The organism is Corynebacterium sp. HMSC077G07 (genome assembly GCF_001809225.1).
In the GTDB taxonomy this organism is placed as follows: Bacteria; Actinomycetota; Actinomycetes; order Mycobacteriales; family Mycobacteriaceae; genus Corynebacterium; species Corynebacterium jeikeium_D.
In genome coordinates this window covers 179224-192063 of sequence record NZ_KV796533.1, presented here as the reverse complement: position 1 = coordinate 192063, position 12840 = coordinate 179224, and the positions used below count along the sequence as shown (strand labels likewise).

12 protein-coding genes are annotated in these 12840 nt (G+C 58.1%); 2 read left to right on the top strand and 10 right to left on the bottom strand.

From position 1 onward, the window contains the following. Positions 1-198: 198 nt before the first annotated feature. The 4 genes from HMPREF2562_RS05580 to rfbD all read right to left on the bottom strand — a co-directional run bounded on the left by HMPREF2562_RS05580 (position 199) and on the right by rfbD (position 3996). A complete protein-coding gene (locus tag HMPREF2562_RS05580; protein WP_005510060.1) occupies positions 199-567 on the bottom strand; it encodes a WhiB family transcriptional regulator in 369 nt (122 codons plus the stop codon). Positions 568-887: 320 nt separating this feature from the next. Further along, positions 888-2045 carry a mannose-1-phosphate guanylyltransferase gene (locus HMPREF2562_RS05575; protein WP_048731655.1) on the bottom strand — a complete coding sequence of 386 codons (1158 nt, stop codon included), beginning with the start codon at positions 2043-2045 and terminating at the stop codon, positions 888-890. 41 nt (positions 2046-2086) lie between these two features. Beyond that, entirely contained in the window at positions 2087-3010 is a 924-nt protein-coding gene (locus HMPREF2562_RS05570) for a glycosyltransferase family 2 protein (protein ID WP_069359449.1), read from the bottom strand. A gap of 11 nt (positions 3011-3021) precedes the next feature. Continuing rightward, positions 3022-3996: a dTDP-4-dehydrorhamnose reductase gene (gene rfbD, locus HMPREF2562_RS05565; protein ID WP_070549736.1), complete on the bottom strand. Its 975-nt coding sequence runs from the start codon at positions 3994-3996 to the stop codon at positions 3022-3024. A gap of 217 nt (positions 3997-4213) precedes the next feature. Between rfbD and HMPREF2562_RS05560 the strand changes: the two genes are divergently transcribed. Continuing rightward, entirely contained in the window at positions 4214-5800 is a 1587-nt protein-coding gene (locus HMPREF2562_RS05560) for an LCP family protein (RefSeq protein ID WP_016422192.1), read from the top strand. Here HMPREF2562_RS05560 and HMPREF2562_RS05555 read toward each other — a convergent pair. Continuing rightward, positions 5797-6057, bottom strand: a complete 261-nt coding sequence (locus HMPREF2562_RS05555) for a HypC/HybG/HupF family hydrogenase formation chaperone (protein WP_070438465.1) — start codon at positions 6055-6057, stop codon at positions 5797-5799. The genes HMPREF2562_RS05560 and HMPREF2562_RS05555 overlap by 4 nt on opposite strands. A gap of 4 nt (positions 6058-6061) precedes the next feature. Beyond that, the gene (locus tag HMPREF2562_RS05550) at positions 6062-7417 is read right to left on the bottom strand and encodes a nickel-dependent hydrogenase large subunit (RefSeq protein WP_070549735.1); all 1356 of its coding nucleotides are present in this window, start codon (positions 7415-7417) and stop codon (positions 6062-6064) included. Between the two features lie 40 nt (positions 7418-7457). On the opposite strand from HMPREF2562_RS05550, the gene HMPREF2562_RS05545 reads away from it, so the two are divergent. Beyond that, positions 7458-7817 carry a hydrogenase maturation nickel metallochaperone HypA/HybF gene (locus HMPREF2562_RS05545; RefSeq protein ID WP_172954599.1) on the top strand — a complete coding sequence of 120 codons (360 nt, stop codon included), beginning with the start codon at positions 7458-7460 and terminating at the stop codon, positions 7815-7817. On the opposite strand, the gene HMPREF2562_RS05540 is transcribed toward HMPREF2562_RS05545, so the two are convergent. From HMPREF2562_RS05540 to HMPREF2562_RS05525, 4 genes are all read right to left on the bottom strand, one after another. After that, positions 7814-8398: a hydrogenase maturation protease gene (locus tag HMPREF2562_RS05540; protein WP_049191165.1), complete on the bottom strand. Its 585-nt coding sequence runs from the start codon at positions 8396-8398 to the stop codon at positions 7814-7816. The two genes, HMPREF2562_RS05545 and HMPREF2562_RS05540, sit on opposite strands and share 4 nt — an antisense overlap. Before the next feature lie 61 nt (positions 8399-8459). Next, positions 8460-9728, bottom strand: a complete 1269-nt coding sequence (gene cybH, locus HMPREF2562_RS05535) for a Ni/Fe-hydrogenase, b-type cytochrome subunit (protein ID WP_016422187.1) — start codon at positions 9726-9728, stop codon at positions 8460-8462. Next, entirely contained in the window at positions 9725-11473 is a 1749-nt protein-coding gene (locus HMPREF2562_RS05530) for a nickel-dependent hydrogenase large subunit (protein ID WP_049191152.1), read from the bottom strand. Before HMPREF2562_RS05530 ends, cybH begins: the two co-directional genes overlap by 4 nt. Before the next feature lie 13 nt (positions 11474-11486). Then, the gene (locus HMPREF2562_RS05525; RefSeq protein WP_070549734.1) at positions 11487-12725 is read right to left on the bottom strand and encodes a hydrogenase small subunit; all 1239 of its coding nucleotides are present in this window, start codon (positions 12723-12725) and stop codon (positions 11487-11489) included. Positions 12726-12840 lie beyond the last annotated feature (115 nt).

Here is a 12840-nt window from a genome sequence, read left to right as displayed (position 1 = left end):
TTTTGTCATAAACGCAGTCAGTAACTCGCATTAAGAACTAAGCGACAAAAGGGCCCACCCAGCGACATGCTGAGCGGACATATTTTCGTCTATTAACCCTAGAGAGCAGGAAAAACTCGTTCACCGAAAAATCCCCCAGGGTATTACCCAAGGGGAAACTGTGGCATTGCGTGCACACGAAAAACTAGCCGCGCGATCCTAGCCAATCTGCCGCTTCAAACGGCGGCGCTCACGCTCAGAGAGGCCACCCCAAATACCGAAGCGCTCATCATGCTCGAGAGCAAACTCCAGGCATTCATCTCGCACACCACAAGCACGACAAATACGCTTTGCTTCGCGAGTGGATCCACCCTTCTCAGGGAAGAAAGCTTCTGGATCGGTCTGGGCACACAGAGCTTGCTCCTGCCAGTCCTGATCGACGGCTTCAAACAACCCCGAAAGGTCATCTGCCCACTCTGTCAACGGCCGAGGCTGGTTTTCAGAGGAGCTATCATTCACAGCGATGTCACCCGCATTCGTCTCACTATCCACAGCAGAGCCGCCATCAAACATGCTGGACTTTTCCATGCCGAGGGCCTCCTGATGGTTGTTGCTGCGGGTCTTTAAATTGGGCTTAGTGTGCGAAACACACATTTGTGATTACACACGTGTAACCCACCATCGGTCAAGCCGAATAGAGAATTTGCCCCAATACTTTTCATTGCCCCTGAAGCCCCTCCCCCCGCGTTGGGGATTAAGTTCAGGTTGAAGGATGGTGCCCGAACCCTAAACCTGCCACCCAAACTCAATCACATTCACCACATGCCTCTCACCAGCAACTTTGGCGACACTTCGGCAACTCTAATCAGATATTGCCGACAAAAGTCTGACACGCCGAAGGCTGCAGACTAGACATCCGTCGAAAAACGTACTCCGTGATCGGGGATCTGGACGCCCGGCCACACACGGATACCGTTGATCAATTCACAGCGCGCACCAACGACGGCACCCTCGCCGATAATGGCATCACTGATGACCGTTCGCGGGCCAATATCGGCACCATCGGCAATCACAGAGCGCTCGATTACAGCACCGGCACCGATGCGTGCGCCGTCGAAGATCACCGATTGATCAATCCGAGCTCCCGCACCAATCTCCGCCCCACGGCCGACAACAGAGCCACCGTAGAGAAGAGCACCGCCACCGACCGACGCAGATTCGTCGACAAGCGCTTCGCCGTGCTTACCCTCTAGAAGTGGTGACGGCGCGATACCGCGGACCAAATCAGAGGAGCCGCGGACGAAGTCACCCGGAGTCCCCATGTCACGCCAGTAGGCGTAATCAACGTGACCGTAGACGTTCATACCGCGGTCAAGCAGCGCTGGGAAGATTTCACGCTCAACGCTAATAGGACGACCAGCCGGAATCGATTCGATAATCTCGCGGCGGAACACGTAGATACCGGCATTAATCTGATCGGTTGGCGGATCCTGGGTCTTCTCCAGGAACTCCAGGACGCGCCCATCCTCATCGGTCGGGACACAGCCGAACGCGCGTGGATCCGGCACACGTACGAGGTGCATCGTGACGTCCGCATCCTTCTCCGCGTGAGTACCCAACACCGCACGCAAGTCGGTACCGCCGAGGACATCGCCGTTGAAAATCATCGCGGTGTCATAGCGCAGCTTGTCTAGGACGTTTCGGATACCGCCACCGGTTCCCAGCGGCTCAGCCTCAAAGACGTATTCAATTTCGAGACCCAAATCCGAACCGTCGCCGAAGTGTTCTTCAAATACTTCAGCTCGGTAGGAGGTGCCCAATACCACGTGCTTCATACCTGCTGCACGAATGCGGCCAAGCAGATGCTCCAGGAATGGATGCCCTGCCGTGGGCAGCATCGGCTTCGGCGTATTCACGGTAAGGGGACGCAAACGCGTACCTTGCCCGCCAACCAGAATGACAGCGTCAGTCTGTTCAGCCAACGTGGCTCCCGCCTGCTGTGCAGCATCCGCTCCCGGCTGGAAGGCGGAGCCATGCCCAGCACTCGGACGAACTTCGGTAGTCATGAAATCGGTAACTTTCTTCGATGGATCATTCCAACAGTTAATTAATTCCTACGCTTTTTGACCGCGATTATGACTTTGCCACGCAGGAACAGCCCCAAACGCAATGCCAGTCGCACAGGTGCCAGCGCCGGCCCCGGCAGGCGATCTGACATAAAACGGTATGCCGACTCGTGATGGGCCTTTACGGTAATTTCCGGGTGCTTACTGGCAGAATGTCCCTGCGCGTGACGTATCTCTGCACGGGGACAGAAAACATTGCTCCAACCGGCCTTGCCCAGTCGGTCACCCAAATCCACGTCCTCCATGTACATGAAGTAGCGGGTATCAAAGCCATCAATCTGGTCGAACGCATCCCACCGCAGCAGCAGGCATGCGCCCGACAACCATCCCGCCGATCGCTCACGATCCATATCCGTGTCATCCCGGTAGTGACGTGAGAAAGGGTTAGTAGGCCAGATATCGGCAAGCAGCGCGTGTCCGATACCGCTGACAAGTTTAGGAACCGCGCGTGCCGACGGGTACACGCTGCCATCCGCCTCGCGAATCAGCGGACCAATCGCTCCAGCTTTGGGATTGCGCTGCGCGCATTCCAACAGAACATCGATTGCGCCAGGGGCAAACACCACGTCAGGGTTGACCAGCATGACGTAATCAGGATTGATTTCACCAGCACGGCGAGCCCGCCCCAGCTCCGCAATGCCACGGTTGGCGGCCGCGCCATAGCCAATGTTGCCGCCGGTGCGCAGAAGCTGAACATCCGCTCCGGTCTCCTTGGCCCGAGCTTCTTCCTTCTCCACGGAACCATCCGTCGAGCCGTTGTCGGCCATAATCAGACGCGTGGAGGCACTGGCGGCGGGGCCCAGCGAATCCACCAGCTTGCTCAGGTGCTCACCGGGCGAAAAGGTCACGGTGACCACACCGAGCGGAAGCTGCGAGGGTTGCGGGGAATTCGAGGTTTCAATCACAAACCTAGACCCTAGGTCAGGACTGCCCGCAAAGTGTCCTGCCACTCCGGAAGCGCATGTAGACCTACCTCACTCCATGCCGAACCATCCAACACGGACCAGGCCGGACGCGGGGCCGGACGTGGGAACTCACTGCTGGTACAAGCCGCCACACGCTGCGGATCGTGACCGGTGAGCCGAAACACTTCGCGAGCCACTTCGAACCATGTCGCCTCACCGCTGCCCGTGACATGGAAGGTGCCGGTCGGTGCGCTGCTCGGTTCGGACAACACACGTTCGGACAACTCCCAGATAGCTCCGGCGAGATCACCGACAAATGTGGGGTTTCCGTGCTGATCGTCAACGACCTTAATAATTGCCGGATTGCCTTTGTCGTCAGTCGCCGTCTCTGCCAGACGCATCATCGTGGAAACGAAGTCCTTGGCCTCCGGCTGTGTGGGCCCCGACCAGACCCACGCCGTGCGCAAAATAGCGAAACGCGCACCCGAATCACGCACATTATTCTCCCCCACTAACTTGGTACGACCATACATAGTCTGAGGCGCGGTGAAATCATCAACTCGCAGCGCTCGGCGCTGCCCCGTCATCTCATCGATTGCTACATCACCGAAGACATAGTCGGTGGAGATGTGAATGAGATACGCGCCTTCTTTTTTCGCCCGAGCCGCCAAGTACTTCGGTCCAAGTGCATTGATAAGGTGCGCCGAACCGGGATCGGATTCTGCGCCATCGACATCGGTCGCCGCTGCCGCGTTAATGATGATGTCGACGTCGTCAAGCAGAGGCGTTGCCTCCACAGCAGCCGAATCAGTGATATCCAACTGTGCCCGCGTAAGAGCGAGCACCTCAACATCGGCGGCGAAAGAATCACGCTGAAGCGCAGTACCCAGCTGTCCCGCCGCGCCAGTTATGGCGACAATGGGACGCCGCGAGTTGCTGTGGGTTGGTCCAGGAGTGGCGAAATGCGAGACTGAAATTTCGGACATATTCTTCTTTATCACTATCGTAGATACGATTGACACTGTGTTGAGGTGTAACCGGATACGGATTGACACTGTGTTGAGGTGCAACCGCACACGGTTGGACGGTTAAGGTTTATGTAGTTTCCGCAGCTGCTTACTGCCCTCCACGATGTGTGGAATGCCCACGCAGACATGCAGCACAAATTATATTTTCGAAAAACGGTTTAAGAGGAGCCCCGGTTTGAGCAGCCACACGCCACGCGCGCGTCACGCACGCGATATTCAAGCGCCACCGTCCTCTGCAGAGAGTACAGCCCAAGCTTGGCCGCCGATGCTACGCAATGCGCTTGTGCTGCTCTCAGCCATTATCCTGGTTATTTCCGCAGTTGGCTGGTGGACACTTGGTAGGACCACCGACAACTTGGGTTCGGGTGGCGACTTCGGTCTGGGCAGTGAGAAGGACGGTGCAACCGATATTCTGCTCGTCGGCTCCGACTCTCGCACCGATGCCCAGGGCAACCCGCTGACTCCGGAAGAAGTTGAGCTTCTGCGTGCTGGCGACGAAGAAGCCACGAATACAGACACGATTATTGTGATTCGTGTTCCTGCCGATGGTTCTTCAGCGACGGCAATTTCCATTCCGCGCGATACCTATGTCCACACCAATCGCCTAGGCAACACAAAGATTAATGGTGTCTACGGCAACACAAAGCAAATGGTGGAAGAGGAACTCGCAGGAAGCGGGGCCTCGCCGGAAGACATTGAGCGTCGCTCGACCGAGGCCGGACGTAGAGCTCTGATTGAAACCATTAGCGACCTCAGCGGTATCACCGTTGACCACTACGCAGAAGTTGGCCTGCTCGGCTTCGTCCTGCTCACCGATGCCATCGGCGGTGTCGATGTATGTCTGAATGAGGCTGTCTACGACGAGTTCTCGGGTGCAGATTTCCCAGCGGGCTCACAGACATTGAAGGGCGCCGACGCGCTCTCATTCGTCCGCCAGCGCCATGGTCTGCCCCGCGGTGACCTCGACCGAATTACTCGCCAGCAGGTCTTCATGGCCTCGTTCACCAATAAGCTGCTCGGCGCTGGCACGCTGTCTAATCCCGCGAAGCTGTCTGAACTGGGCAACGCCGTCCAGCGTTCGGTGGTGCTCGACGACAACTGGGATGTCACCGGATTTGCCACCCAGATGCAGGGCCTCAGTGGTGGCAACGTGAAGTTTGAAACTATCCCGGTGACCTCGATTGACGGTGTCGGTGACTATGGCGAGTCGGTGGTCACAATCGATAAGGGCCAGGTTCACCAGTACTTCGAGACCCTGCTGGGCACCAAGGAAGAAAAAGCTCCGGCGAAGGAAGAAGACGAAAAGAAGGCTGACCCCAACGCGGCTGAAACTACAGTCAGCGTTTACAACGCCACAGGCATCGAAGGTTTGGCCAGCGGCGTCTCAGGCTTCTTAACGGAAAAGGGCTACACCCAGGGAGAGGTCGGCAACGCTGAGTTCGCCGGCGTTGCCTCCAGCCAGATCAATGCGGCTGACCCAGAGGATCCGGCAGCTCAGGCCATCTCTGAAGCACTCGGTGGCGTACCGATTGTCCACGATCCATACCTCGATCCACACCACATCTCAGTGACAATTGCCGGTGACTACGAAGGCCCGGGATTGACATCAGAGGGAATGGCCGCTGATTCGGGCGACGGTGCCGAACCCGCGCCTGAAGTCGAAGATGGTTCCAATGGCGATGTCATCGGCCAGGAAGGCGGGGCAATTCCGCAGGAAGATCGCCCCGCTATCGACGCCGCCGGCGTGACCTGCGTGAACTAGGTCCGTCCCTTCGGGGAGACCTCAGCGACATGTTCGATGAGGTTATATTCCTCAATTGCGGCCAAGGACTCCTTGGCCTCCTGTTCGTCCAGCACGTTCATGATGAATCCGTTCTGGACGAACACCCAATCACCTGCCACCAGCTCAGGCACGTACATTGCCGAGCATTGCCGCTTCTGCCCCGCCATATCCACCGTCGCCATCGGCAATGGACCATCGGCGATTGCCAGAACCTGAGCAGGAATTCCAAGACACATCGTGTTACTTCGTCCTCTCCACTACAGTCGGGGCGTCCGCCGAACCAGGGCTATCCGTTGTTATATTGTCCGCAGGTGCACCGGCATGTTCCTGCATCGTGAATGTCATCACTCCCGCAGGTGCCGAGCTACACGGTAGGCACGGATCAGCGGCCCAAATGGACTTCTCGACCCCCGCAGTCTCCCCGCCACCGCGCAGCTGCTCGGTGAGCATACGCGTCAGCCAGGGTTCATTCTGCGCAGTTGGCGTCATAATCTGACAATCCGTGATGATGCCGTCAGCTCCTGCCGTATAACGATGCACTAACAGCCCGCGCGGCCCGTCGATCATCCCGACACCGCTGCGAGGTTCTTCAAAGTCAGCATTCTCAATCGCCGTCGCAGCATTCGGATTGCACACATGGTCGCCGAGCAGCTCCCCGTCGGCAAGCACCCGCTTCGCCCAGGCCACGGTGTCGGCGAGAAGCTGGCGTTGGGCGTCGCGTGGGCTGATTCCACGCTTATCGACGACAACCTGCCTGGAGACCGGCCCCACCCGGTAAAAATCTGCCCGCTGACCTTCACAACCATCCTTGCCCAGCTCCTTCGAGGCATCAAACACCGGCCTGGGAGCGGCATCGCCCGGACGGGATTCCCGAACACGTGTAGGCCAATCAGCAGCCGGGAAAATCTGCGCTGCGGTATCGGTGTCGTGCCGCGCGACTGCCAGGTAATTTCCCAGCGGAGCAAGTTCACCGTCAGCGTCGACGACTGCGACGTCGAGACCGTCAAAAGTATCCGTCCAAGCATCAGAAGCATCGGGGGCGGCAAGAAGCTCCACTTCCTTGATTACCGCCGTCTCAGCCAGCGCCTCCAGAGCACTTTCGGCCTCAGAAACAAGCGTCTTATCCACTGCCGCGCGCACACCGCCGGGGACGGCGACATCCGGGAAGTGCGACGGTGCCCCCGCTGCACGCATCAGAGCTTTTCCCGCACGCTTCATTGCCCGCGCCCCCTCGCGGTCGGCGGCCACAAACTTGGTCGCTAGATTATCCAAGGCCGACCCGGCCGCCAGCAGCTCTCGAATCAACTGTGCGGTGCGGGGAATATCGGAAATCCCGTAGAGGTCCTCCACCGCCCGTACACCTGCAAGATGATGCACAACCGGGCACAGGCCACACAGCCGCTTGGTGATATCTGGCACATCTAATGCCTGCTTGCCCACGAGCATCCCGTCGATACGCGGCAGCCCTGAAAGGTCGAAGGACACCTGTGTGATGGCGCCGTTGTCATCGCGATAGACATCCAGTCGTGCCTCGAATGGGTCAACAAGCTCATCGAGCTGGATGTGCTGGGTAACCGGAACGGATTTGGATGACATGGTCCGCCTGCGCCTCCTTCGCGCTGAGTGCTTCGCCATAATGGTATCTGTGCATGAGCTTGGATTGTTGACCAGCGTGGTGGAAAAGATTGCCGAGGTCTGCCCGGGACGTACCGTGACAAAGGTGTCAATGCGTGTGGGCGACCGCTCCGGGGTCGTCTACGATTCCCTCATCGCCGCATGGCCTGTGGCCAGTGCCGCGACGCAGTGTGAGGGCGCCGAGTTAGATGCCGAGCTCATTGTCTCGACGGTCTACTGCCCCACCTGCGAGGCTGAGCATGAAATTGATGAATTCTATGCTCTAACCTGCCCTGTCTGCGGCACCCCAACTGCGGATTTGCGGCACGGCCGCGAGTTTGAAATCTCCAGTATTGAGGTCAGCGCTGAGGGCGAGGGTTAGACGTCACTGTCGCGCTCGTCGGCAAGCCAGCTGTCGATGAGCTCGCGCGCAACCTCAGTCGCCTCCTCAATGCCGCCAAGTGCCGTGTTGCTGAGCCCCACCACCATGTCGGCAGACTCGTAGACCACTCCCACCACACCGACGCGCTCAGGCTCCTGCCCCAGCAGTCGCGCCGCGGTGAGCAAATCCAGCAAGCCGACCTGATGCGCGGACAGCTTTGCCGCCAATAGTCTAGGGATCTGGTCACCGACGAGCTTGACGACGGTACCGGGATCCCCCGGACCAGCGAGAGCGTCGAGCAACAATAGGTTCTTGGCCTCCTGCACGATGGGCAGCAACTCCATACCGCAGGTGCCACCATCGATGTAGGCAACCGCACCCGTCCATTCGTCCCCTCGCCCGGCGAGGTTCGCAGGATCATCGAGGTTGGAGGGCGACCAGACCAGATGCGCAGAATCCCCGGCCTGCGTTGTCTGCCCCATGCCTGCAGATTCCAGTTCTGGGGCAAGGCGCCTCAGCAGCTCGAGACCAATGCCGTCGTCGCCCATGACGGGGTTGCCGATGCCAAGAACCGTCACCAACGGAGTGCCAGCATCAGCACCGGTGACTGCGTCGGACACCTTATCGTTACCCAATGATCTCCTATCCAATGCGTGGAGAGTCAACCGGTTGCGTGCCGCGCGGTAGCCAGACAGAGCCACCAATCATCGAGGACAGACCACCGTGGTTGTGTACCGCATCAGAGCGGATAACCAGGTAGACGTGAATGATGGCGAAGAGCCAAATCAGGTACATGATGATTGTGTGAATCAGGCGGAAGTAGCCGATGCCAATCCAGTGCGTGGGCATAGCCAACAGCTGGAAGAACCAGTTGGACTGGTCCATCATCGCGTATAGCGACAAACCTGTGAGCATCTGGATGAAACACATCGCGTAAATGCCGGTGTACGCCAGCTGCTGCAGCGGATTGTGTGCGAAGTAGAACGGCCCTTCCTTGCGCAGGAAGAGGTAGTACTGCATCGTGTGCCAGAGGTCTTTAACATCCTGCTTGTTATAAATCGGCCATAGCGCACGCCATCGTGTTTGTCGGTCGTGGGTAACAAACAGCAGAATGACACGCCATAGCCCCACCGCGATCCATAGGAATCCGGCTAAGAAGTGCGCGAAACGGACATATCCCATCGCGAATCCCGCGGCCGAGCCGTCATAGGTGCGCTCAGTCAAATAGGGCTGCATGATGTACCAGCCAGTAAAGGTCATCACCAACATCAGCGCCAGGTTCAACCAATGTTGAACGCGCAGCGCCCATCCCCACAGGTGAACCTCGACCCACGAACCGGAGCCCTTCTTGTTCTCCGCAATGGCCTCGTCGAGTTTCCGCAGCCCCATTGCCACGAATCCTTCGAAGATGAACTCTCCGATGATATTTCCGTCTTTGTCAATGGGCGCAAGCGCGACGCCCATGCTGCGGTGCCCGCGACCATGATGCATGTTCGCGTTACGACGAAGTAGAACGCCTTCCTCACGGGACATCGTGGATGCCTCAACGACCGCATTCAATTCACCGCGCATGATGGCGACATCGACCGTTTGATCCGCAATGTTGAGGCCGTGCACCTTGGCAATGGAGTAACGGCGGTCAGGCGTCGCCGGGTCGTAGGAATCCGGGGTCAGTTTCATCAGTGGCGTGCCGTCGAGGTGGAAAAGATCGTCACGACGACGACGCAAGCTGACCTTTAGCGCAAGGTCGACAGGATCGCGGGAGTCGTCCGGGACAATTGCTGCGGCCTGAATGACCTCGGATGGCGACAACCAGTGGCTGGTGTGTGCGTCAATAACCGCAATAACCAGGGGGTTGCCCTTGGAATCTTTTAGTCGCAGTTCCGGATTTTCACTCACTGGGGGTGTCATGCCGTCGTCACCTTAAACATTTCCTGACCAGCCGGATCCAAAATGTGGACTGCGCAGGCCATACATGGATCGAAGGAATGAATCGTGCGAAGTGGTTCAAGCGGCTGCTCGGGATCAACCAGCGGATGTGTGCCATCGCCAGCCAGCGCGTGCTCGTATGGGCCAAGCTGCCCCTTCGGGTCACGGCCACCGGCCAGCCACGTGGTGGGAACCACGGCTTGGTAGTTGGTCACCTTGCCATTTTCAATTTTGACCCAGTGGCTGAGCATGCCACGAGCGACCTCGAGGAAGCCCACGCCCTGGCACTTTTCCGGCCACGTGGTCGGCTCCCAACAGCTGTTGTCGAAGACATCGATGTCGCCGTTCTTCAGGGCCTCAACGAACTCCGGGAAAATGTGATCTGCCAAGTAATTGGCGGTGGTCACAGACTCCACAGCACGTGCGTAGGTGCGTCCCGCAGTGGAGTTCATCTGCTCAATGCGCAGGTCGAGCTTATCCATGACCTCGTCGACCAGGCGCATTGTCTCCGGCTCCTTCTGCAGGTATGCCAACAGCACACGAGCAACCGGGCCAACTTGAACAGCGCGACCGTCGTAACGCGGCGCCTTCGACCAGGTGTACTTTTCATTGTCCGACAACCACTCGTACGGCGGCTTCGGGCCGGTGTAGTTCACAGTTGTTTCGCCGTCATACGGCTTGAGGCCGACATCATCGCCGGCTTCCTGCGTATACCAGGCGGAGTTGATGAATTCCTCGATCTTTTCCGGCTGGAATGGGTGGAGCTTGGTGTAGTCACCGTCGAGAATGACACCGGGCTTGATGTCTGGATGCACGGTCTGGACACGGGACTTAGCCGGGTCGCCGGAGTAAGTGGCGCCGGCCATGCCTACCGCCAGGAAGCTGTCGGAGGAGCGACCGATGTCGAAGTAGTCCTTGTAAACGCTCATGATGGCGACTGCATCTGGGTAGAAGCAGTCATTGACGAACTCCACGATCTCGTCGATCCAGGACTTGATCTGATCAATGCCGACTTGGTTGACAGTCTCCGAGCGTTCCGGGTCGATGGAGCACGCCATGCCTCCGACCAGGAAGTTCGGGTGTGGGTTCTTACCGCCGAAGACGGTGTTAATGCGGATGATAGAGCGCTGGAAAGCCAAGGCGTCGAGGTAGTGCGACACTGCCATCAGGTTGGCCTCGGGCGGCAAGCGGTAGTCCTCATGTCCCCAGTAGCCGCCGGTGAAGATGGACAGCTGGCCGGAGTCCACAATGCCCTGCACGGTCTCCTTGACCCGGGCGAAGGTTTCTTCGTTATTGCCCTTCCACGTCGAACCGATCGACTGCGCGAACTCAACGGTCTTCTTCGGATCGGCCTCGAGAGCCTTCGTGACATCAATCCAGTCCAGACCGTGAAGATGGTAGAAATGCACGACGTGGTCGTGAATCTCCTGCGAGCCAATCACCAGGTCGCGAATACGACGTGCCTGCGGGGGCGGTGTCGAGCCAATGGCATCTTCGACAGCGGCAATGGACGCCACCGAGTGAGTACCCGTGCACACACCACAGATACGACCAACGAATGCCCAGACATCGCGAGGATCGCGGTTTTTCACAATGGTTTCGATACCGCGGAACTGAGTAGTCTCACTCCACGCGGTTTTGATCTGGTCTCCCTCGCGTTCCAGCTCAATGCGAAGGTGTCCCTCGATTCGGGTAATCGGGTCGATTACAACTTTTTCCGTAGCCATGTCCTATGCCCCCTTAGTTGTCCTTCGAATCGGATGCTGTCTCGCTCTGCGTGCCTGGTGCGTTTGAAGGAAGGTCGACCATCGGTGGCTTCCGGCCTTCCACACCACCAAACGCAGCCAACACCTTTTCTTCGCCGTTGGAGCGCCTTATCTTCAGTTCCTTCACCAATGTGAGTCCGCCATGGACCGCGGCACCCGCGGCAGTGGCAGCCAGCAGTCCAACGCCGACCTTGTTCACGCTGGACTCCACTCCAATACCCGGGATTCCCGGCAGCTTGTCGTAGAACGGAGTGAACTGGTCGAAGAAGTCCTTCTCAGTACAGCCAATACATGGGTGACCAGCACCGATTGGCCAACCGGACTTAAGGTTCCACTGCACGATTGGGCATGGGCTAAACGTGGATGGCCCCTTACAGCCGACCTCGTAAAGGCACCAACCGTTGCGTGCGCCCTCGTCGTCGAAGGTTTTCACGAACTGACCGGCATCGTAATGCGCACGACGCGGGCAGGAGTCGTGAATACGCTGGTCATAGGCAAACTTTGGCCGCCCCTCAGCGTCGACCTCCGGTGTCTTGCCATAAGTGAGTACGTACGTCAGGGTGGCCGTAATCACCTCACCAATCGGCGGACAACCAGAGACGTTAATCACCGGCTTGCCCTTGATAATCTCATCGACACCCTTGGCACCGGTCGGATTCGGCTTAGCAGCCTGGACAGAACCCCAGACTGCGCAGGCACCAACGGCCAGGATTGCCGTGGCCTTCTCAGCAGCCTCGAGCAGCACCTGTTCTGCCGACTTACCGCCAATGGTGCAGTACGCACCGTTCTCGCCGGTCGGAATCGAGCCATTGACCACCAGAATGTGATCCTCGGCATTCATGTCGTCCAAAGCCTTTTCAGCCGCATGCCCGGACGGTGCCATGAGCAGCTCGTTGTAGTCCATCGAAACCAGGTTCAGCACCACATCTTCAGCAGTGGTGCCTCCGGAACGCAATACGGATTCCATACATCCGGTACATTCCTGCAACTGCAGCCAAGCCACCTTCGGCTTCTTTACAGCCGAGAGCTTATCTGCGATTTCCTCCGCCGAGGGAGTCAGTGACTGCGCCGCAGCCTCACCGACATTCGGAGTTCCGGCGGCAAAAATTGCCGCCATAGTGCCACAAAACTTCATGAAACTGCGCCGTGAGACACCAGCTCTAGCGAGGTTTTCGCCGAGGGTCCCTTCCTGCCAATTCGCGCCACTAATCATTTTTTCGCTGCGCCTTCTGCTTAGTTATTAGGAATATTGGTTTCGAGGTTTTACAACTACCCAGGCCCATTGCCTATACATGGCCAAGTATAGCGACCTAAGAACAACCTGAATA